Genomic DNA, 23,518 nt, shown 5'->3' on the forward strand with positions numbered 1-23,518 from the left:
GCTAAACCCAACAGCCCATCCTGTTCTCATCATTTAAATCGTCATCGGCCGCGTCCCGGGGCCTGACGTTGCCTTGTTGATAATCATCATGAACAGCTTTCAATTCTTGAACACAGGCCGGCGATTTTTGAAACCCAAAACGGCGGGCGATGGAGACTATTTGCTGCATTTCATGAATTTTAGCCTCACTGGCTTTCACTTGAATGACTTGTGTGGCCTCCTCTGCATTCTGGCTTTTCTCAAGCACGTCCCGTTTGGACAATCCCGCGTAACGATCACGGCATTCATCCCCCGATAAAGGCAGGTACGGTTTATCGTTCAGCAGGCGACGAGTGGCGAAATGGTAATCGCCCAAATCCTGAATGCTCATTCTGGCACTCATTTCCTTGCGGTAGATGTCCTTTTCAGGATTTCTCGGCAACAAGGGATCATGGCAATCGGCACGAGTGGGCTTATTTAAGCCCGCCAGCGTCTGTATGCTCTTAATGACGCAATGGGTCAAAAAGGCCAGTAAAGGCACTGCCGCCAGCGCTAAAAAAAAGACCGGCGTCACCAGGGGTGCACACACCGGGATGAAGGGTACCACAAGCATCGTGGCCGTAATCAACACCATCCCTGTACCCAACAAAGCCTTTACCCAGACTGGACGTTCGGAAACCCAGTTTAAAAACGAGTCAAATTCCCCCCGTTTGCGGTGGGTAAAATCATCATAGAGCAGGGTGAGCATCAAGTCAGAAAAATAGCCCCAGATAAGAGCTGAACAAAGCGCGCAGGCCAGCAATCCCAGAAGAGCGGGCCCAGGAATGGCCAAGGCCGGGATTAACGCAGGAAACAAAAGGAACAGGACAAAAAAACCAAGCACCAGGCTGACCTGCCGCTTATGGGCCCAAAGGTAACGCAGCGCCGGCAAGGCACCGTAGCGAAAAGGCACGAGCACCGAGTAATAAAACACGCCGCGCAGCAACCCATAGAACCAGAAATTGCGTTTTCTGCGTTCTTCATTGTCCACTTTGGTATCCACACCAACGAATTGAGTGTCTTCATAGCCGGAATAAATCATGGCGTGATCCGTCAGAGGATTCAATTGCTTTTTGCGCGCTTCGGAGGGAATCACGTGCACAATGTCCCAGTCTTCTTTCCATTCGCCGAATTTGGAGATGGGATCATTCCCCTGTTTGTACACACGGACTTTCAGGTTTTTATTGTGTTTACGAATGTCTTCCCAATGATCATACCGGCTTTTCTTAAGCCAGGATTTGTAGAGCCCCGGCGGGTTAAACGCATCGACGCGGCAGAGTTTATCGCCCTGATCAATGGCCAATAACAGGGACAAGGCCCCACCCAGGCTTGTACCGCAGACGCAGGTTTTTCTACCCTGACGGTTAAGCCAGCGCACGATGTTGTCGCGGCCGTTGCGGTAAAGTTTTTTTCCGGCGGTTTCAAACCCTTCGAGGTCGGTATTCACCTGCGACACAAACCCCTGGCCGGCAGGATAGGTTGTTCCCATAAACACAAGCTGCGGTGAGGCATCCGGGTGATTGATGGGCTCAAGGCCGTAAGCGAATACGCGGTCTTCTTCACTTAAGAATAGTTTTTTAAAACCAGAGACTGGCGTCAGTTCAATGGGAACCACCTTGTAGTGCACCCTTTGCCAGCGTTTATTGATGTATTGAGGAATGGTAAAGCATTCATAAGGTGTAATGTCGCTAAAAGGCAACAGGCTTAAGCACTGGCTGATGTACAGTTCGGCCTGGCGCTGCTGCAGAGGCTCCAGCGGCTTACCCTGCAACTGGTGAAATACATGGTCAAACCCCTGCTGGAAGGCCACGCGCATGGCCCGCATCAACTCCCGATCGCGAGACCAGAAGACGGCTTTGATGACCTTGCGGCTGAACAGAGACTTGACCTCATCCTGCCATCCCATGGTGAGGATGCGCAGGGCATTGCGGGCGATGGCCAGTGAGGCAGGCCATCCCTCGAGTCCATCGAGAGGCTCCAGTTCAGCACGTTCATAAAAATGCAGGCCCAAACCGCCCGCGTAAAGTTCTCCATCCTGCATGCTTTAACCTCCTGTTATCATCGCTGAGCCTATCAAACGGCATATCGGCAAGGCGGGTCGAAACGCTCAAGTCATCGCGGCGCTCGCGCTCATATCATATAACAACTGGCTCCTAAATTAACACCGTCCGTACCGGCACTTCCATGACAAAAGCCTTGCTATTCAATGGCATTAAGGTAATCTTTTACGACTTTGCTAAAGAAGGAATTTGGTGTGGAACACGAAACGATGGAATACGATGTGGTCATTGTTGGTGCGGGTCCTTCTGGATTATCGGCCGCGATTAAACTCAAGCAATTAGCCGCCGCTCAAAACAAAGACATCTCAGTCTGTGTCCTTGAAAAAGGCGCTCAGGTGGGCGCTCACATCCTTTCAGGCGCAGTCCTTGAACCGCGAAGTCTTAAAGAACTGCTGCCGGACACCTGGCAGGAAGCCCCCTTGAATACGGCCGTCACCGAAGACGCCTTTTATTGGCTGACCAGCAAGCGCGCTTTTCGCATGCCAACGCCAAGACCCATGAAAAACGAGGGCAATTACATCATCAGTCTGGGCGAACTTTGCCAATTCCTGGCGGTTCAGGCTGAAAATCTGGGCTGCGAAATTTATCCGGGTTTTCCAGCGTCTGAAATTCTCTACAACACCCACGGCGAAGTCATTGGCGTGGCGACCGGCGATGTCGGAATTGACAAAAAAGGCAACCAAACCAGCAATTACCAACCCGGCATGCATCTCCATGCCAGACAAACCCTGTTTGCCGAAGGCTGCCGCGGGCAATTGAGCCAGAACCTCATGCACCGCTTTCAACTGCGCGACCAGTGTCAACCCCAGACTTACGGCATAGGCATTAAGGAAATATGGCAGGTCAAACCAGAAAATCATCATCCCGGCAGGGTCATTCATACCTTTGGCTGGCCTTTGGACAACGCCACCTATGGCGGTTCATTCATTTACCACCTCTCCGATAACCGCGTGGCCCTTGGTTATGTTATCGGCCTCGATTACGAGAATCCCTGGCTTAACCCGTTTGCGGAATTTCAACGCTTCAAAACCCATCCCTTTGTGCGTAAAACACTTCAGGACGGAGAGCGCATCAGTTACGGCGCGCGGGCATTAAATGAAGGAGGCTGGCAATCCATTCCGAAATTGACCTTCCCGGGAGGAGCGCTCATCGGCGATGCGGCGGGTTTTTTAAATGTACCCAAAATCAAAGGCACGCACACCGCCATGAAATCGGGCATGCTGGCTGCCGAAGCCTGTTTTGAACTCTTGATGGCAGGCAATACCGCAGAAGATAAACAGACAGAGCTTAAGGCTTATCCTGAGAAGCTCAACCAGTCCTGGGTGGCTGACGAATTGTATGCGGTAAGAAACATTCGGCCGGGATTCCGGTTTGGCCTGTTTTTTGGCCTGGCTAATGCTGCCTTTGAAACCTACATTACCTATGGCAAATCGCCCTGGACATTCAAGCACCATGCCGATTATGCCACCCTGCAGCCGGCTGCCAAAGCCAAAAAAATCGTCTACCCTAAGCCTGATGGCATTTTAACCTTCGATCGCTTAAGTTCGGTTTACCTGACCAATACTTACCATGAAGAAAATCAGCCCTGTCACCTGACCTTACGGGATCCGGCCCTGGCCATTGCCGTGAATTATCAGGAATACGCCTCTCCCGAGAGCCGCTACTGCCCCGCTGCCGTGTATGAAATCGTTGAGGATGAGGCTGGCCCGCGCCTGCAGATTAACGCGCAGAATTGCATCCACTGCAAAACCTGCGACATCAAGGATCCGCGTCAGAACATTGTCTGGCAAGCGCCTGAAGGCGGCGGCGGCCCGAATTACCAATCCATGTAGAGCAAGGCCATGTTGTTATTTGTACCCTGAATAAGGTAGACTTGCCTGTTTAAAGTCCCGGTGGCACAGCTGGATAGCGCAGCCCCCTCCTAAGGGGCAGGTCGCAGGTTCGAATCCTGCCCGGGACGCCAATGAAATCAATGGGTTATGAATTTAAATCGAAATTTTCATGTTAAATTTTGACAACAGGTATAGCCACAGGTATAGCCACAGGTATAGCCATAACCATCTTTATCAATTATATTTAAGTAATATCAAATTTGTGCGATATTAAAATCGTGACTTAATAGCTAAGTGAATATGCATACCCATAAATTGAACGATAAAATAATCAGAACAAAAATTTTGGAGTCACTCGTCCAAAATAACACCAATCAAGATAGCATCATAATCGAAGAGTTGGATTTATGCCTTGGAGAAGCCCGGATAGATATAGCCATTATTAATGGCCTTGCAAAAGGAATTGAAATCAAAAGCGACAAGGATACGCTGGATCGTTTAGACCATCAAATCCTCACTTACAATAAAATCTTTGATCATATAGAAATAGTTGTTGGGAAAAAACATGAGGAAGAAGTAACGAAGAAAGTACCTTCATGGTGGGGAATTTCTACCGTTACATATGATCAGTCGAATCATTTACTCTACACAAAAATTAGAGATTCTGAAACTAATAAAAGCAAAGATCCTTTCAGCATAATCCAGCTTCTATGGAAAAATGAAGCCCTGCTTCTTCTTGAGAAAAGAAATCTATCATGTAAATTTAAATATAAATCTAGAGATGAAATTTGGAAGCAACTTTTGATAACTTATGAAGAGGAGGAGCTATGCGAATTCGTTAATCTTTCTCTGAAAAAACGTTTAAATTGGAGATTTGTTCACCAACAAATTTAAGATGATGGTTGGTATCTACCTGAACCCAAGTTGTTAAATTTCCAGTTGTCCCTGTATTCTCCGCACAGTTTAATATGTATTGATCCCCCCAAGAATAATCTTTACCTAAGTAAAAAGGTGAGTCGACTACTTTTTGTGAAAGAGTTCTATACTGGGCATATTTTTCTCCTTTTTGTAAACTATGCCCTCGAAAGACCTCCCATGTTCTTTGAGTTGTGTATCTAATCTTACCCCCAGCTCTCATAATAACTGGATCAATTTCAGCTCTTTCCGGGTTAACAATGCAATAATCACCAAACTTAGGAGCTCTTCCGACAAGAAGGGACGCATCAATAACCGCACGCCACAGATCATATTCCACTCTTGGTATACTACCATTTGTATTTGCACGAATTATTGACATATCAGAAGGAAAGCTTGAGGCAGCAAGCACAAATGAACTCCAGGTTTGAAAGGGAATAAATTGATTAAACTCAGCAAGTAAATCAATGATATATTCAATTGTACTAGTCTGAATTGATTTACAATCGACTACTAAATGACATTTCCCAATATCAATTTTTAAATTTTGGAGTATTTGGTAAATTGAATCCTGAGTATTTTCAGCATCTTCCAAATCATCAATGAACAACCGAAAACACAAGTTAAAATCAGGTGTATTATTTGCAATATCCTTTATCACCGCTAAATAATTATCGTCTCTATCTAATCCTATGGTAGGTATAAAGCTAAGATTTTTTTCTTGTAATGATTCGCATAAATATTTAAGCGGATGTAAATTACCCTCCATCCGACTACTAAGATTGATTAAAGAAAAATCTAAAATAAAATTAATTTCTTTACAATATTTTTCAAGATTAATGACAACTTTTTTAATATGATCATCTAATGTTTTACTTTGTTTACCGGATACAATCGGAACACGCGGCACATCGAACAATGGCGAAATATTTAACAAATCTTTTGAGCTTAGCAGGCTGATGGCTTTAAGTTCACCCTGTTTAAGGCTCATTATAGGCACATAATTATTTAATTTATTCATTGATAAACTCATTCAACATTAAATTAATTTTACCTTGCCCTATTAAATTGGAAAATTTAGTGTAATCATTTGTTTCATAACGAATTCTTCCAGCAACTATAGCGGGATTTATATTTAACTGTTTAGCAAGATCTATAATAGATTCCTCTGTGCGAAGAGAAAAAGCATCGCTCCTTTTCCATAAAGCGCGCGCAATAAATGCTTCTTTAGCAATGCGATCTGCTTCTATTTCTTGCGGATTCAGAGAAGATTGCATTTCAAGATTATCAATAAATTGGTTTTTATCATTTAAATGTTTATAGACATGGGACATTTCATGTAAAAGTGTAAACCAAAAATAATCGATTCTGTCGTAACGTAAACTCAAAACAATAACGGGATGGCCATCCTTATCCAAAAAACACATACCATCAACTTTTGTTTTTGATAAATTCTTTAAAAAAATTAACTTAATACCATTTCTGGCCAATCTTTCTTTTGCAAGAAGCGGTCCTTGCTCAAATTGGCTTAACTTAGCTAAATCTTTGAGATAGTTTTTAGTGATTACAGATCTATCGTAAGCATCTACTTTAATTTGTTGTGCTAGCAGCATGGCTTTAGCAGTCCAAACAATTAAATCATTTGTATTGGAACTATCCTCATCCCTTCTGTTAATGGTACGCCTCCATAAAGCGCATTGTGGTACGACGCCGCCTAGCGGTTCAAAAAAATCTAAAAATGCTTTTTTTATATCTTTTGGAATATTTGAATTTTTTATAGAAATCCAATTTCTTTTCATCATTTCAGATAATGGAAAATATTTGTAATCTATGTCTTCTATATTAAATGGAGTACTTTCTGATTTCGGCTCTTGAATCAAAATATCCAAAGGAATCCCTAAAAATTTATTTAAAGTCCTTATCATTGGAATGGTTAAGCTTCGTTTACCAGCCAAAATTTCTGAGACTCTACTTTTACTTCCTATATATTTAACCAGATCATTTTGATTTAAATTTTGTTCTTCCATCCTAAATTGAATCGCTTCAATGGGAGATGGTTTTTCAAAAAAATAACGTTTAGATTCATACTCTTTAATAGCCAATGAAAGTAAAGATAAACGTTCGCCTTCAGGAGTATTAGTATCAGGATCGGCATCCATAAGAGAATCTACTTCATCTAGATATTTTTTGTATTGCTGCTCATCGCATATAATTGTAGTCATTTTTTCACCCTACCGCTCTCGATTCCGTTTATCATACTCTTCATGACTTCCAGCCCAGAGCACCTTAACAATTGATGTTTTATAAGCAACTTTAATCTCAAGCCTATATTTATTACCTTTAACATTAAAAATTACGATATTATTAGCCAAAAAACTCGCACTTCCATATTTGGCTTTAATATCATGTGGAGTAGTCCATATAGTTCCCTCTACCTCTCCAATCCAGGTATTTATCCATTTTTTTACCTCTGGCCTGGATGTTATGAATGAGTCCAGAATTTCTTTTCCTATCAAAGTCATTCCAGAAGCCAGTAACTCCGTTTTAATCTCATTGTTCAATGAGTTACCCCAACAAGTTTATTTTAATTCTTTATGATATTATAGTTCCCAAATTAAGAACTTTCAATTGATTCCCAAAAAAGAAAATAAAATTACAATAATAAATAAATTTCGGCTTTATTTAATATTTCTTGAGAAAATAAATTTATAGTGAAATATTGAGATTTTTGGAAAACAAAATCTAACTGATTGAGGGGCATCATCCTGTCTCAATAATATATGTTAGCTCCAAGCAACACTTAATGTTTCGGCCTGTCTCAAAACCAACTCAACTGCTTGTTCCTGTTTATCGGGAGGATACTTATACTTGCGCAAAATACGTTTAACCATCAAGCGTAATTTAGCTCTCACGCTCTCCCGAACTGACCAATCGACACTGACATTTTTACGTAGATTTTCTGTGAGTTCATGTGCTATTTTCTTGAGGGTTTCATCACCTAACTCTTTAACTGATATTTCATTATTAGCCAATGCATCGTAAAAAGCTAACTCATCCTCATTCAGACCTAATTCGTCTCCACGATTAACCGCTTCTTTGAATTTTTTGGCCATCTCACATAATTCTTCCATTACTTGAGCTGTTTCAATAGCACGGTTTTGATAGCGCTTTATGGTACTAACCAATAAGTCTGAGAATTTTTTCTCCTGAATTACATTAGTAGCAAAACGGGTTCTGATCTCACCTTCAAGCAAACGCTCTAGCAATTCAATCGCTAAGTTTCTCTCAGGCAACTCTCGTACTTCAGCAAGAAACTCTTCATCAAGAATGCCTATATTAGGCTTATCCAAACCCACAGCATCAAAGATATCAACCACTTCATCAGATACTACAGCAGAACTTATTATCTGCCTGATAGCCAATTCACGCTCTTCATTAGTTCGCTTTTTGGCTGAAATATCACGCTTGGTCAGGATTATTTTTACCGCCTGCATAAAGGCTACTTCTTCACGAACAGCTCGCGCTTCATCTAAGGTGCAACATAGGCTGAAGGCTTTAGACATGGCTAAGGCTGTATCTGCAAAGCGCTTTTTACCATCATCTACACCCAATACATGGTTAGCGGCTTTTGCAAGGAGGCTATGGCCACTGGTTAGAAAACTACTGTAATCAAAACCATGTAGTATTGAGCGCAGTACATCAAGTTTTACTTCTAATAAAGCATAAGCTTCATATGCGTCAACGGTTGGCCTGCCATGACCATTGCTTGCTGTGTAGTCTTTCAGGGCTTTCTTCAGATCATTAGCGATACCAATATAATCAACAACCAAACCACCTTGCTTGTCTCCAAAGACACGATTTACTCGGGCAATTGCCTGCATAAGATTGTGGCCTTTCATTGGCTTATCAATGTATAACGTATGGGCGCAGGGAACATCAAAACCTGTTAACCACATATCACGAACGATGACCAAGCGCAGCTCGTCCTCTGGATTCTTAAATCGTTTCTCAAGATCCTTACGTACTTGCTTAGAGTAAATATGGGGGCGTAGTAAAGGTTTATCACTGGCTGATCCAGTCATAACAACTTTTATTGCACCTTTTGTTGGATCGTCACTATGCCATTCAGGTCGTAAGGCGATAATCTCATTATAGAGATGAACACAGATGTCTCTGCTCATACCTACAATCATCGCTTTACCGTATTGAGCTTTATTCCGCTCTTCAAAGTGATTAATTAAATCAGCGGCTACTTGTTTAATGCGAGGCTCTGCTCCGACTACTTTTTCTAAAGCAGCCCAGCGGGATTTCAGCTTTGCTTGCTCGCTATCCTCTTCATCCTCTGCTAATTCATCAACGTCATCATCAAGCCTTGGAATTTGATCTGAATTTAAAGATAACTTGGCAAGTCGAGACTCATAATAAATGGCAACTGTTGCCCCATCCTCTTTAGCTTGTTGCATGTCATAGATATGGATGTAATCGCCAAACACTGCCCGAGTATCACGATCTTCACTTGAAACAGGGGTTCCTGTAAAAGCTACAAAAGTCGCATTGGGTAAGGCATCCCGTAAATGCTGCGCATATCCCACATTATATTTCTCTTGGCCGGATTTGCCCTTAAGCTCTGCTGTAAATCCATACTGAGTCCGATGTGCTTCATCAGCAATAACAACAATATTACGTCTATCAGACAAGACAGGAAAAATATCTTCATCTTCACCAGGCATGAATTTTTGGATAGTAGCAAACACAATCCCACCCGATGGGCGATTGTTTAATTTGGCACGCAAATCTTGCCGCGATTCAGCTTGCACAGGCTGCTCACGCAGCAAATCCTGACCAAGCGAAAAAACGCCGAATAACTGTCCGTCTAAATCATTACGATCGGTAATAACAACAATAGTAGGGTTTTCCATCGCCACTTCGCGCATCACTCTCGCGGCAAAACAAGTCATGGTAATACTTTTACCACTTCCTTGGGTATGCCAAACAACGCCCCCTTTTTTATTACCATCTGGTCGTGACGCAGTGATCACCTGTTGGATAGCAGCACGTACCGCATGGAACTGATGGTATCCTGCAATTTTTTTGACAAGTTCTCCATCATCTTCAAACAAGATGAAGAATCGCAGATAATCTAAAAAATAAGCTGGGGCAAGTATGCCACGTGTCAACGTTTCAAGCTCCCCAAATTGGCCTAGTGGATCAAGCGTCACTCCGTCAATAGTTCGCCAAGACATAAACCGTTCCATATTGGCAGAGAGTGAGCCCATACGCGCTTCACTGCCGTCTGAAATAATTAAAATTTCATTATATTGAAAGATATCTGGAATTTGTTCTTTGTAGGTCTGGATTTGATTAAATGCCTTTCCTATGTCCGCGTTTAAATCAGCCGAATTTTTTAATTCAATTAATACCAATGGCAACCCATTAATGAACAAAAGGATATCTGGTCGTCTGGTGTGTTTTTCACCTTTGATAGAGAACTGATTAACAGCCAGCCACTCGTTATTTGATGGTATTTCAAAGTCAATTAAACGAACAAAATCACCTCGAGTTTCGCCGTCTTTCTGATACTGTACGGGAACACCATTTACTAAATAATGATGTAGGCGACGATTGGCTGATAATAGGATTGGCGTATTTAAATCGCGTACTTGTTGTAAGGCATCTTCGCGAGCTGCTGGTGGAACTTCAGGATTTAGTTGGTTGATAGCCCTTCGTAAACGTTCTATTAGCAATATGTCTTGATAGTTGCTGCGTTCTGGGGCTTCACCATCACAGGCAATGGTTGGGCCATAAACATGGTTATAGTCAATTTCAGATAGCCAGGTTAGCATCTCTTGCTCGAGTTTGTCTTCAGTCATCAAGGAGCTCCAATTCATTATTTGGAAGCACATTTTTTAAAGGCAATAGGAAATTAATTTCTTGCTTTTTAAGAAGCTCAAATGCACCATCTTTATAAGGGTTAGCTAAAGTACCATCAAAAAATAGCTGATAAAGGAGTATCCAGTGTCTATCCAACTCATATAAATCTTGCTTATCTAATGAATTGCAATATTCTACAATTCTTTCATTATGATTACCGCCATAATATAAAGCCAGTATAGAAAAAACATCGTTTGTTTTTATCACTTTGTCCAAAGTTTCTTGTGGTATCTCTGCCTTCAACAAACATAAATAAAATATTGCCCAACACATGCCATCTGATCGGTGATTTTTTGCATTCTCTTCGACGATAAGAATTAGCTTGTTGATAATTAAATCGTTACCTAAAAAGGAACTTTGATGTCTAACAATTAATGAATATAAAGCTGGCAATAAGGCTGGTTGATGAAAAGCTAAAGTCAAAACGTAGTGCATCATATCCCTACTGGCTATTTCGCTAAATTTTTTCTTACTAATAACGGCTACTGCATACTTTAATACACTACTTTCCGGATGCGCCTTGGACAATCTTACTGCAAAATCCAAGAAGTGAATGACTTGATAGGAGTTCATAGAATCTGCATGAGTGTTCTTTGTATGTAACTCTGTAGTCCAATCATCATTAATAGGAATGGGTAGCTTTGTAATCAATGTTTTCCTGATATTGAGTGTCAGCTTATATCTTGCAAGCTCTTTAGATAAAGTACGAATGAATTCTTGAGCCTTTTCTTCGGTTTCGCAATAACATGTATAATCATCAACATACCGAATAAAATCAAAGCCAGCTTCACTCAGTGCTTTATCTATACTATCAAGTAAAATTTCAGAAATAATACTGGAAGTTGCAGGACCAATAGCTATACCCTGGGTTTCATTACGCTTGGTTTGTCTAATTGCGTAATCAAAATCATTGTACCAACCATTCTTTGTATTCTTTTTGGCTTCAGATAATCCCACCAGTGCCCATGGAATTGCATGGGAATATATACTATGAAAAAAATTAGATATATCAGTGTTAACTCTATAAAACTTTCCAAATGAATTGTCGATGGTTTTGCGAAATTTTAAAGAAGGATCATTATATCCATTCATTATTATGATACGCCCATCATCATGAGACATTGGCTTTATTTGGCTATTTATATTATTGCAAATATAATCAATTTTATCCCAGTTCTCACAAATAGAAATACAGAGCCTTGAATAAGATACTGGATGGGGTATTGATAGAATACGATTGATATTATTAAATCGTGTTAAGTTGTACTCAACCTGATCATAACCCTGGAATTCTTTTGCCCTTTTGTAATCAATCAAAGATAGTGATTCCGCAATATCTTTCTTGAGCATTTCTGTTGAGAAAATAGGTGGAAGTTCTTCTTTTAATCTGCGTTGAAAAGGTAAGTAATTATGACGCAATAATGCATCTGCAAGAAAATCCTTTCCAATATTGGTCATACACATTCCTTTAGTACTTCTTCACTTTCAACTAGTTGCAATTGCCCCGAGATCAAACGAGGTAGCAATTTATCTCGTAACAAAGTCAAGGTCATAACTTGCTTCAAATTATTGGCACACTGTTCCCGAACAGGCATGATTATTGAGTCAAATGCAGCAAGTATATCGGCAGGTGGAGCAATAAGCATAAGTTTAGCAAGCATTTGACGACTTAACTCAGTTTGTCCAGTTGAACCTTCACCTAACTGTTCGATTTCTATCTGACGTCTAGAAAGAAGTAATCCAAGATAATTCCAACTTAATGATTCTGCAGCACGAACAACCGTCACATGGGAATCCACAATTAATGGTTCATCTATTGAGATAATTTGTGCAACTCGTCCTAGTGTACCCATCCCTGTTGAATTTATTAATACATCACCAAGTAGCAACTCACGACCAGTAATTTTTCTTTGTGTTGAATCGTGTCTACGAGCTTTGGTTAAATCGACTCTATTATCTCGTATACATTTCTGGTTTATTACGGTAACTCCGCCATTTTCAGTATATTTTGGGGAAATTCCTCGACTAAGATAAGAAGTTATCTCACTGAGAGAAGTAACTTTCCACCCCTTTGGAATTACACCTAACTCTGACTCCTCAAAACCATCAGGAAAAAGTGCTGCTGTTTCTGCATCCAATCCTTCAGGTTGACAGCCTTGTGCTTTAGCGAATACAGGGTCGAAATCGATAAACCATGATTTGAAAAGAGATTGGGCTATGGATTCTAATGTATTATTTGTTTGACGGTTAAGATCTATTTTCTTATCAATTTTTGACATTAAAGTCGCTATGAAGACTTCATGAGCTTTATCAAATCGGGGAATTTTTAATTGTTTGATAAGCGGAATTCGTAAATTGCTAACTACAGAACCGGTGCCCTCACTCCATGAAATTTGATTCTTGACATACGATGATTGGAGCGCATAGAAGAGATAGTTTTCATTAACTTCTTTTTTGGGCCTTAATAATACTTGGCGTTGCCCCAAACAGCATCGGAGATTTTCAGGAACAATGCAGACTTCACCCATCGGAGCTTCGCGAGTTAGAACAATATCTCCGGGCTGTGGAGCAGCTCGCTTAACTCTTGATTGATAATGTAGCTCATCCGTAAAACTTGCAGATGATAAGTCTAATCTTCCATTTCTTATATTCTGATTTCTTAAGACAATAACACCGGAAGATGTCCATTTTGGTGTGGAATGTGGGCAATCAATAATTTTATCGCACAGTTCTTCAAGCATTTGGGTATTAAATTCCATATTTAATACCCACCTTATCAGCTATTAAGGATACTAAAATAAAATTTGGCCAAATTTTCACTTGACAAGAATTAATCATCGCTTACCTCCCCACTAAATTCAGCCTCAATCTCTTCAACTGTAGGTAAGCTAGATTTAAGCTCTTCAGGCAACGATTGAGTAATCTGGTACTCGGATACTCCTATAGGCTTATTAACATCGCTAAGAGCATATTCTACGACTAATTTATCATGGCTTTTGCAGAGCAGAAGACCAATCGTAGGTTCATCACCTTGGCGTCGCAATTGTGCATCCACCGCTTTGATATAAAAATTTAACTTACCCACATGCTCAGGTTCAAAATCTACATTTTTTAATTCGACAACTAGGTAACAGTGAAGTCGAGTATGATAGAACAATAAGTCTATAAAGAATTCACGTTCGCCAACCTGCAGCGGTACTTGTCTGCCGATGTAGGCAAAGCCTGCGCCGAGCTCTAAAAGAAATTGGGTAATATGTTCAATCAATCCTTGCTCCAGATCTCTTTCATCATACCCTTTGGTTAGACGTAAGAAATCAAAGACATAAGGATCCTTCAAGGTTTGATGCGCTAAATCAGACTGAGGGGATGGGAGCGCCTTGGTGAAGTTAGATAGTGCCTTTCCTTCACGCTGCCAGAGATTACTTTCAATTTGATGTGTTAGAACACTTCGACTCCAGCCATATTCGATTGTGTTTCTAATGTAATAAAGCCCTTCCTCAGCGTTTTTGCATTTATTAATAATGACTTGATTGTGGCCCCAAGGAATTTGCGTTAATTCGGCAACAGCTTGTTGCCAATTTGCAGAGCTCTCAATCCAGAACTGTACCCACTGGCGAATAAGCCTAAGATTTCGCTCTGAAAATCCTTTCATATCAGGAAATTCACTCATCAGATCGCGGCTTAATTGTTTGAGAAGTCCTTCCCCCCAAACGGTGATCTTCTGCTTCTCAATAATATCTGTTCCAAGATCCCAATAGAACATTAATAGCTGCTGATTAACTGTAACAGCCGCTTTAAGCTGAGCTTGCTTTAACTTGGATCTTAAATCAGTAATCCATTTTTTGTACTCAACATTTTGAGCTATATTCTTCTGTTCGTTCATGATTTAAATCTCAAATCCAAGTTTGGCCAAATTATTACGAATAATGACATCCAATTCGGCTCCCTTTGCCATTTGCTCACCTAATTTTTCAGTGAGATGCTGCATTTTTTCCATGAAGCTTTCGTCATCATCCTCAACCGCTTCAGCACCTACATAACGACCAGGTGTTAATACATGCCCATGTTCTGCTATTTCAGCCAAAGTGACACTGCGACAAAAACCTGGAATATCAGAATAGTCTGAATTGGTTTCACCATCTGCTCGCCAAGCATGGACAACATCTGCAATTTTCTGAATGTCAGTATCAGTGAGTTCGAGTTGAGAACGGCTAATCATCGTTCCTAATTTACGAGCATCGATAAATAATACTTCGCCCTTACGGATTGATTTTTGCTTCGCAAGAAACCATAAACAGGCTGGAATTTGGGTGTTAAAAAACAATTGGCCAGGTAAAGCGATCATGCATTCCACTACATCAGCCTCTACCATCTTGCGGCGGATATCACCTTCACTATTCTGGCTTGAGCTCATAGAACCATTTGCCAATACAATTCCCGCACGACCATTAGATTTTAGGTGATACAACATATGCTGTAACCAAGCATAGTTTGCATTGCCTTGTGGGGGTGTTCCGTATACCCAACGTGGATCGCTCTCGAGGCTACCATGCCACCAGTCGGAAATATTAAAGGGTGGATTAGCCAATACAAAGTCAGCGCGTAAATCTGGATGTTGGTTTTTAGTGAATGAATCTGCTGGTTCTTTGCCAAAATTAAAATCGATACCACGAATAGCAAGATTCATTGCTGCCAAACGCCAAGTGGTTGGGTTTGATTCTTGCCCATAAATAGATACATCGCCTAATTTGCCACCATGAGCCTCAATAAATTTCTCAGATTGAACAAACATGCCACCCGAACCACAACATGGATCGTATACTTTGCCTTCATGAGGTGCTAAAACAGCAACCAATGTGCGTACTATGCTCGCAGGAGTATAGAATTGTCCGCCTTTTTTACCTTCAGCACTGGCAAATTGGCCGAGGAAATACTCGTATACTTGGCCAAGTAAATCCTTTGCGTTTTCATTGGCAGCACCAAAACCAATGGAAGAGATTACATCAACTAATTCTCCTAACTTGCCATCGGGTAATTGAGCACGAGCATATCGTTTATCCAGAATCCCTTTAAGTTTGGGATTGTCTGCCTCTATCAGAGATAGTGCATCATCAATTAACTTGCCTATATCAGCTTGTTTAGCCCTTGAACGAAGGCTTTCCCAACGGGCTGCTGCTGGGACCCAAAAAGCATTGACCACTTTATAATAATCACGATCTTCTAATTCTTGAGCAAGGGTTTCAGCATCTGCATCGGGGATATAATAATCATCATTTGGATCGACAAAGCGCAAACTCAGTTCATCACGCCGCATTTGAAAAGTATCGGAAATATATTTCAAGAAAATCAAACCCAGTACAATATGCTTATATTCAGCAGCATCCATATTTGCACGCAATTTATCGGCTGTTGACCAGAGCGTTTTTTTTATATTCTCTAACATTGATACGTCCTATTATTTATTCTCAACTAAATCAGTTGGATCTGTATTCTGTTCAGCAGCATTTCCAGAGCGAACCCATTCATCAATTTCACTGGATTTAAATCGCCATTGTTTCCCTACTTTATGAGCAGGAATACGGCTTTTTTCAAGCCATCTGTATATAGTTACAGAGGAAACACCCAAATATTCTGCAACTCCATCTACTGAAATCCATTTATCTACTGCTGTGTTCATAATGAACCCCTTTCAGTATTTAATAATAAATAAAGCTAATGATTATCAAAGATAACTTATGCAAACTCAAGTTTCTATGAAAAATTCAATTTTTAACAAGCTGGTAATTGAAGGGTAACACTATAAAAAAAGGGAGTTTACGGAGACAAATCCTTTGTTGATGGAAAATTATCTAATTTTTGAGGTGAATGACGGTATAAGTAAAACTGAAGTGAACTCAAGGAACTTAGGGAACCATACTGATTTATAAGCATTTTATTCCCTCCTTCTTGTATTAACCAAGTGAACCAGAGGGAACAATTATAAACTTAACTTTTCTAAAGCTTATGTGTTTTCGCTATGACCAAAACATATGTGATATAAGCGAGCAGTTACTCCATTAAGTTTTACGCTTTTTGCCCGCTTATCTTTATCTCGCTCAACAAGCCAGCCAACTTCCTCCAAAGTATCCAATATTTTTCGAAGATCAAACCCAGGGGCTGCCTCTTGAATAGCATCGGAAGAAAACATATAGACTCGTCCGCTGATGCTATTTTTCCACCATCCAGCCCTGTTTTTAATTGATTCTGCATCACTGAATAAAGAAAAGCGGGAGTCACCATGTTTCAGTACAAAATTTGTTATAGCATTCAATATCTGGCGATCTTCTGTTTTACCCTCGCCCCTAAATTCATGCCAAGAATGGTAAGCCATTATAGATGCATTTAAAGCCTCATTCGTCTCCCATCCAGTTAAGCCATATTTAGTAGCCAACTCACCAGCAAATCCTATCAATGCAAATATACCTGCAGCACGAGATGCCACCCCATCATTAGAAAAAAAAGCGTTTGAATCACAAATTTCTGCGTATAAAGCTGGTAGATGCTGGATATCCTCAGCTATCAGGTTTTCAACAAAAGCCAGTCCTGTATGACCAAATTGATTGCTAGTAGCACGCTTTAAATTATCTGCGAAAGTACGCCCGTCAGGCATATCATGTAAATCATCAAACGCACCATAAGTGCGCTTAGTTGCGGGTACATTAAGTAATCTTGCTTCTTGGCCTGCCTTGATTCGTTTGCCAGCCTCCCCCATATGAATATTGATAGAACACTCACCACTTGATAATACACTTATTCGCCAACGCTTTGCTTCTCGCATAGCTCCAGTACGGCGGGCGCGTTGCTTACCGATACCATTAGCTAAGGCATAAATAACAATGCCAATTTCACGAGGCTCACATTCGCCACTTTCATCTAAAGGTAAGAAAGTATCATTTCTGGATGCAGCGATAGCCTCTAAACCATTCGCTGTAGCTCTCCAAGTACGCATAAAAGCGGGTGAGCCCCATATGCTGGAAGCAACTTGTAATGCAGTCGTTTTACCTTGGCTTGAATCACCCATTAAATGAATACCAAATCCTCCAACCTCTTGGAGTTTAGCTAATTTCAACAATGCACCTGCAAATGCGCATGAGGCCGCCAAAAGCAAAATAGGATTATTCCTACATAAACGGCCAACCTGATTTTTCCATTCAGTAATAGTGCCCTTAGACTTAAAGTCATCTTGGATAGCATGATCCGATTGGAAACGAACCCCCTCTGCTCCAATCACTTTGTTAGGCATAACAAAGACAAGTTTATCATGGTGCTTGTGCCAGCCAGTTACTCCAACTGCAACCATGCGATTTTGCGAATGGCAACTGGAAAGCCATCTCAAGAAAAGTCGTGTAGATTCTGGAGCAATGCGGACTCCCATTGCAAGTAGTTCCCCACGAATTTCTTCACCCGCTCCTTTGAGTAAATAATTCGGCATAGCCCATTCTTTCCATTGACCATCAGGATTGATAAACCTTAACAGAATTCCCCAATCACCCCCATGCTCATTACAAGTAAATGCATCAACATGAATAGGACTGCAAATCCATAAATCTTCAGGATTGTTGTATTTATCCAAGTTGTGGTAATACAAGCCAGGTTTCAATTGCTTATCCTCAATTTGAAACCAATCATCATGAGTTTGAAATGAAGGTCGTTTAACATTGGGCCGATTTAATTTATCAGCAGGGGTATCTAGTGGACAAATAATCTCCAAACCAGGTAAATTAGTCCCTCCAGTTTGCTGTCGATTCTCTGTAGAGGAACCCCTATATTGCTTGTATGGCTTGATGGTTCTCTCAGTTCCCTGAGTTCCCTTATATTTTTCTTGTGGATTATTAGACATAGGATATCCCCTCATCTTGAGACCAACACGCTAGATCGTTAAAATCACTTAAATGCTGAGGAGCCCCTATTGGCCATTTCGGCTTAGTTAATAAACTACCGGATTTAATAGCAGCAAGCCTCCCGTGTGTTAAACCAGGATTATCAGGGTTTAGGCGATCATCATCAGCACATATAATGATTTTTGCTTGAGGAAATTTTTTTCTAATATTATGAGCCACAGGTTGAAGGTTTCCTGAATTACAAGAAGCAATAACACAAAATTTTGGTTCCAGTTGAGCCAAAGTTGCACCCGTCGCAAAACCCTCACAAATTAATATTTTATTAGTATTTATGAGGTAATTATTCACCGGTATAAAATTGCCGTGTATTGCTCCCTTTGATAGGAATTTTTTTACGCCATCTTTGGAGATATATTGCAAACTTCTGATTGTATTTTGAACATCAACAATAGGCAGCACAATCAATTTACCCGTTTGGCGGGCATAAAACGGAGCAATCTTTTTACTAACTAAATACGCATGGTCAAAACTAGCTGAAGAGTAACTATTCCATCTTTTTTCAGCTAAATTTGATGCTTCTTGTTGCTCGATGAGTTTTTTTTCATTGTATAAACGTTTTACATTATTCATGTGGCGTTTATATTCTGCTCGCTCATTCATACTCATATAGCGAGTATTCTTAAAAGTCCAAATGCATTTACGATTTGTACGCCAGTCACCAAATACCCCAGCACAAAACTCACCATTGAATAAAACATACCAGCCATTAGTAGTTCCCGGCTTGTGATTGTTTATATGAAATCGATGGATTTCTCCATCACAAATTATAGGTACAGGTGGGTTAAATCCCTGAATTAGCATTGCCGATTGAAAATCATCAATCACTTTATTAATATCCATATTGTAAACTCAAATAATTAATTGTCCTTGAAAGAAGCTATATCTGCCGAGATGTAGCTTCCTCTCCTTTTTATTTTTCAAGACTTTAAAAAACTCCGCTTTCAATAAGCTGGCGAATATCCTTCACTCGCCAAGCAGTTGTTCGAGGGCCCAGTTTGACAGGTTGTGGAAATCTGCCACTTTTAACGCCTGCCCACCAAGTGGTTCTGCCAACAGGAATTAATGGAGCTATAGGGGGTATTCGTTTTTTGTTACCGAGTATCTGATTAAGGCGTATAAAGCCCTCAGGAGGTAAGTCATGCATGGTAGAATTATCCTTATTCTAAAAAATTCGAGACAATTCTATTAGATTCGTTACAGGCTGAATCGGATTTCCGTTTATCAAAAAGGAAATCCGAATTGCTGTTCATCTTTTTATTGGTGGGTGTTGCTCACATGCATAATTTAACCATTTGCGTACTGTACCTACATCAATATTTTCACCTAATTTATCAGTCATAGCTTGCGCTAATTCTGCTGGTACGGAGCTTTTTTTATCACTACTATTAAAACCATAACCATCAATAGCCATTAATGAAATTAATTTAAAAATACTAGTCATCATTTTTGAATTTTCATTAATTTGATTATTACCCGTTAGCTCTTCCAACTGTTCTCTTAATTTATCATTTTCACTTGAAAGGCTAATCAATTGATCTTGCATATTCTCATTGAGAAGCTCGGTGGTATGAAGAATTTCTGACACACTTTTTTCTGATTGTTGAAGTGCACGAAGGGACTCTAATTTGTCGTTTAGAAAAGAATCTAACTCGGCTTCTTCACAAAGATAATCATTCCATGCCCCATTACTTTCTAGTTCTAAACCATTACTTTCCGCCCAAGTAGATAAATCGAAAGCATTTAATATAGCGGGGTTGGTAAGAAAACCATTAAGAACTCGCGTTGTACCCCTAACCAATTTTAATACACCCCTTTCAATATCTTCGATTATTGCCTCTTCAATTTCCTCAACACTTGCCAGATCTGCATGCCACAACCCTTCATAAATCTTTTTTGCAGCCTCCCCAACAGTAAGCTCATATAAATCGCCAAAATATGCTCTTTTATAATACTCATATGTATACGACATCTACATCCTCTTCTAATTTAAATAATATTTAACTCAAACCAACTATTTATTAGGTGTTGCAATATATTTCTGCACTATATCTCCCCATGCCAACCATCCTTCTTTTTGCTCATTTGAATAAACAGCACGCTGATAGATAGCCTCAAGTTTATTTAGTGGTTGGTGATTTAACATTTTTTCAATAATATGAGGCGAGATCTTCAAATGTTCACCCCAAGCGGTTGCAGCTGATCGGCGTATATCATGAATAGTAAAATGATCTAAATCAGCTAACGAGGCGTTATCTTCTTTTCTTTTCTTAGATCCTTTGGTAGTACCCCTTAAACGAGAAATAACCCCAGTCAGAGTATCTTCATGTATGTGTCCTCCTTCTTGATAACGACCTGTATCAAAAACCCATAATGAAGACAAAGATCTTTCTTTGAGAGCTGTAAGAATGTTAACCGCCATAGAAGATAAATACACAGTATGAGCTTTGTTATTTTTTGTTCTGGTTGAGGGTAACTTCCACTCTTGAGCTTGAAGATCTAATTCAGACCAACGCATACCTGCAACTTCACCACGTCGTGCACCAGTTAAGATTAATAACTTAATTGCAGCTACAGTAACGAAAGAAAGGGTCGAAGATGTGTTTTTTTCCTCTAAATCTAATGCCTGCCATAACCTATTCAATTCAGTTAATGACAATACTCGATCGCGTGGTCTATTTGCTGTAGCTGCAAAATCCTTTGGTTTTAACATACGAGCGGGATTTTGCTCTATCATATGGCGTGTTAAACCATAATCAAGCATCAAATTAAGAGTAGTAAGTGCCTTACGAGTTTCTTCTTTAATCCCTTTGCGCGTCATCGCATCTAATGCAGTCGCCAGATGAGAACGAGTCACATCTCTGGCTAATATATTCCCAAGAACTGATTTTAAATGAATTCTCCATCGGTCTTCATGTCGTTTAATCCAGGTTGGGCTAACCTCTTTAGCCATTTTTGTGAAGTCTATCCAAACATCAAATAATCCTTGCATTGACATAGCATTAATATTTTCTGCTTTGATGGCTGCCCTAGCATTTCGTGGATCAATACCTTTAGCAACTAACTTTCGTAATTCAAGGATTGTTTCGCGAGCTGCTTTTAAAGAGAGGTCAGATAGAGAGCCCAGCGTCATTTGTAACCATTTACGATCAGTGCCTAAACGATAGCAAAATAGCCAGCTTTTCGCCTCGCTAGGTCGAATACGAAGAAAAAGACCATCACCATCTGGCAAGCGTCGTTCTTTACCATTTGATTTTTCATGCTCAATTTTTTTAGGGTTTAATTTACCCATTAAATACCTCATATATGGGTATAGCCTCGGGTATAGCCAAATTGGTGGATAGTGCGGTATTTTAATGAACATCAACGAATGATGCAAATTGATTATTCCATTGATTTACAAGGTTTTATGAACAATAATGCACTTTAACAAATAACACATATTGCGCCTCCTAAGGGGCAGGTCGGAGGTTCAAATCCTCTCCGGGACGCCATATTAATTTCTTCTACGGCCGTTTGCCCATTGTTACTCTGATTCTTTATTGCAATCCGGGATTACATAAAATAACCCGGGATCACTTTCGGCTGGGATTCCTTCTCCACTGGATTTAGCATGTCCAATATAATGTATTGAGCATTCTTTTTAAGGAAAACAGTTAAGTGTGCCTTTCCTAGATTGGACCACCCAGAGGTTCTATCTTGAACAAGATCATTGTATATTTTATCAACAAATTTCTCATCGATGGCGAGGGTCAATTGAGGCCGAAGTGTCTTTAGCAACCCTAACCAGTACAAACCGAGGGTTGTCGTACAGGAGCCATGCAATGCCGAATTTATTAAATCACCCACCGTTCGCTCAGCGTTTGTTTGAATATTTTTTGCCCACAAATAGTCTAATCCTTTCTTTTCCTCAGGACTTAACGTATCAGATAAGACTTGTATCAATAGTTGGTAGCCATAAGAACTTAACGCATCAGTCAGGCCACCGGGTAAAAAGTTGGACGTCAACCCACCCTTTTGGCAGCTCAGTACCAACATCACTTCCACAGCATCCAAAATAGCATTCAGCTTCTCTTTACCAATACTGGTTAAGGAAAGCTCTGCTTTGTTGGGTTGAACATTGAGATATTCCTTGTAATACTCAGGATATCGTTTTTTTAATTGAGAAAGAAAGCGCTCTTGATCGCGTTCGCTCATCTCCGTGGCCTCTACATCATCGAAATGCAGTGTCGTGCGTAGAAAGCCTTTGTATTTATTGGCCAAATAAACCGTTTCCAATGAATAAGCGATGTACTTTTTACCCTTTAAATTATCCAGTGAAACAAACACATCATCTTTAAGATAAAGCTCTTCCCAGGTTTCATAAGCATTAGAAGAATAGTTTTCGTCAAAATGGACTTCAGGCATCATTAACGGCAATGGATGCTGGTCATCGATGATTTTTGCAATGGAATAAATCGAGCGGAAACGGGTCTTGCAAGGAGCATCAAGGAAAGCCTCTTTATGGTTAATCCAGTTTCTCGACAGGACAATAATTTGATCTAATTTGATGTAGCTTGAGTAAGTTTGGTTCGTTCCTGTTTTTTTATTGTCCTTCTTTTCAAATTTTTCTAGCATGTTACATCTCTTTACATAGTGACCAATTAGTTGGTTTTTTGAATAAATATATTGCGGATTGGATTATAAAGAACAAATATTAACCAACGATTAACTGGCTATGTTGTAAACAGGGGTTAGCAAATCGTATTGATGGGTTTTTGGAGCAGGAACGAGTGAACGCCGGCTTCGTGTCGAAAGTCATAAATGGTATTTAAATCATTGGCTT

At 40.2% G+C, this 23,518-nt stretch carries 18 protein-coding genes and 1 tRNA gene; 3 read left to right on the top strand and 16 right to left on the bottom strand.

Going from position 1 to position 23,518, the window contains the following annotated elements:
• Position 1 precedes the first annotated feature (1 nt).
• Positions 2-2,059, bottom strand: a complete 2,058-nt coding sequence (locus DYE45_RS09370; protein ID WP_108292827.1) for a hypothetical protein — start codon at positions 2,057-2,059, stop codon at positions 2-4.
• 213 nt (positions 2,060-2,272) lie between these two features.
• Here DYE45_RS09370 and DYE45_RS09375 point away from each other — a divergent pair, with 213 nt between their 5' ends.
• The 3 genes from DYE45_RS09375 (at position 2,273) to DYE45_RS09385 (ending at position 4,804) form a co-directional block, all read left to right on the top strand.
• Positions 2,273-3,910 carry an electron transfer flavoprotein-ubiquinone oxidoreductase gene (locus tag DYE45_RS09375; RefSeq protein WP_115300813.1) on the top strand — a complete coding sequence of 546 codons (1,638 nt, stop codon included), beginning with the start codon at positions 2,273-2,275 and terminating at the stop codon, positions 3,908-3,910.
• Between the two features lie 54 nt (positions 3,911-3,964).
• Positions 3,965-4,041 (top strand) — tRNA-Arg (locus DYE45_RS09380).
• 169 nt (positions 4,042-4,210) lie between these two features.
• Positions 4,211-4,804, top strand: a complete 594-nt coding sequence (locus tag DYE45_RS09385) for a sce7726 family protein (protein WP_115300814.1) — start codon at positions 4,211-4,213, stop codon at positions 4,802-4,804.
• On the opposite strand, the gene DYE45_RS09390 is transcribed toward DYE45_RS09385, so the two are convergent.
• From DYE45_RS09390 to DYE45_RS09460, 15 genes are all read right to left on the bottom strand, one after another.
• Positions 4,749-5,846 (bottom strand): beta family protein, encoded by a 1,098-nt coding sequence (locus DYE45_RS09390; protein ID WP_160160710.1) that lies wholly within the window; start codon positions 5,844-5,846, stop codon positions 4,749-4,751. The genes DYE45_RS09385 and DYE45_RS09390 overlap by 56 nt on opposite strands.
• Positions 5,839-7,047 carry a helix-turn-helix domain-containing protein gene (locus DYE45_RS09395; RefSeq protein ID WP_115300816.1) on the bottom strand — a complete coding sequence of 403 codons (1,209 nt, stop codon included), beginning with the start codon at positions 7,045-7,047 and terminating at the stop codon, positions 5,839-5,841. The genes DYE45_RS09390 and DYE45_RS09395 overlap by 8 nt, the downstream gene beginning before the upstream one ends.
• 9 nt (positions 7,048-7,056) lie before the next feature.
• On the bottom strand, positions 7,057-7,386 hold the full coding sequence (locus tag DYE45_RS09400) for a type II toxin-antitoxin system HigB family toxin (RefSeq protein WP_206661539.1): 330 nt from the start codon (positions 7,384-7,386) through the stop codon (positions 7,057-7,059).
• Between the two features lie 222 nt (positions 7,387-7,608).
• Complete coding sequence (locus DYE45_RS09405) at positions 7,609-10,695, bottom strand: type I restriction endonuclease subunit R (RefSeq protein WP_115300818.1); 3,087 nt, start codon at positions 10,693-10,695, stop codon at positions 7,609-7,611.
• Positions 10,688-12,214 carry an antiviral reverse transcriptase Drt4 gene (gene drt4 / locus DYE45_RS09410; RefSeq protein WP_160160711.1) on the bottom strand — a complete coding sequence of 509 codons (1,527 nt, stop codon included), beginning with the start codon at positions 12,212-12,214 and terminating at the stop codon, positions 10,688-10,690. The genes DYE45_RS09405 and drt4 overlap by 8 nt, the downstream gene beginning before the upstream one ends.
• Positions 12,211-13,515, bottom strand: a complete 1,305-nt coding sequence (locus tag DYE45_RS09415) for a restriction endonuclease subunit S (protein ID WP_115300820.1) — start codon at positions 13,513-13,515, stop codon at positions 12,211-12,213. Before DYE45_RS09415 ends, drt4 begins: the two co-directional genes overlap by 4 nt.
• Before the next feature lie 71 nt (positions 13,516-13,586).
• Complete coding sequence (locus tag DYE45_RS09420) at positions 13,587-14,639, bottom strand: PDDEXK nuclease domain-containing protein (protein WP_115300821.1); 1,053 nt, start codon at positions 14,637-14,639, stop codon at positions 13,587-13,589.
• Between the two features lie 3 nt (positions 14,640-14,642).
• A complete protein-coding gene (locus tag DYE45_RS09425) occupies positions 14,643-16,199 on the bottom strand; it encodes a class I SAM-dependent DNA methyltransferase (RefSeq protein ID WP_115300822.1) in 1,557 nt (518 codons plus the stop codon).
• A 12-nt stretch (positions 16,200-16,211) separates the two neighbouring features.
• Positions 16,212-16,433, bottom strand: a complete 222-nt coding sequence (locus tag DYE45_RS09430) for a helix-turn-helix domain-containing protein (RefSeq protein WP_115300823.1) — start codon at positions 16,431-16,433, stop codon at positions 16,212-16,214.
• A gap of 324 nt (positions 16,434-16,757) precedes the next feature.
• Positions 16,758-18,635, bottom strand: coding sequence for a DUF927 domain-containing protein (locus DYE45_RS09435; protein WP_115300824.1), 1,878 nt, complete (start codon positions 18,633-18,635; stop codon positions 16,758-16,760).
• Positions 18,628-19,536 carry a toprim domain-containing protein gene (locus tag DYE45_RS09440; protein ID WP_115300825.1) on the bottom strand — a complete coding sequence of 303 codons (909 nt, stop codon included), beginning with the start codon at positions 19,534-19,536 and terminating at the stop codon, positions 18,628-18,630. Before DYE45_RS09440 ends, DYE45_RS09435 begins: the two co-directional genes overlap by 8 nt.
• Positions 19,537-19,621: 85 nt before the next feature.
• The gene (locus DYE45_RS09445) at positions 19,622-19,840 is read right to left on the bottom strand and encodes a helix-turn-helix transcriptional regulator (protein ID WP_115300826.1); all 219 of its coding nucleotides are present in this window, start codon (positions 19,838-19,840) and stop codon (positions 19,622-19,624) included.
• Between the two features lie 102 nt (positions 19,841-19,942).
• The gene (locus tag DYE45_RS09450) at positions 19,943-20,665 is read right to left on the bottom strand and encodes a hypothetical protein (protein ID WP_115300827.1); all 723 of its coding nucleotides are present in this window, start codon (positions 20,663-20,665) and stop codon (positions 19,943-19,945) included.
• Positions 20,666-20,707: 42 nt separating this feature from the next.
• Positions 20,708-21,985, bottom strand: coding sequence for a tyrosine-type recombinase/integrase (locus DYE45_RS09455; RefSeq protein ID WP_160160712.1), 1,278 nt, complete (start codon positions 21,983-21,985; stop codon positions 20,708-20,710).
• A gap of 263 nt (positions 21,986-22,248) precedes the next feature.
• Entirely contained in the window at positions 22,249-23,310 is a 1,062-nt protein-coding gene (locus DYE45_RS09460) for a hypothetical protein (protein ID WP_108292831.1), read from the bottom strand.
• Between the last annotated feature and the right edge of the window lie 208 nt (positions 23,311-23,518).

This window comes from Legionella taurinensis (genome assembly GCF_900452865.1).
GTDB lineage: Bacteria > Pseudomonadota > Gammaproteobacteria > Legionellales > Legionellaceae > Legionella_C > Legionella_C taurinensis.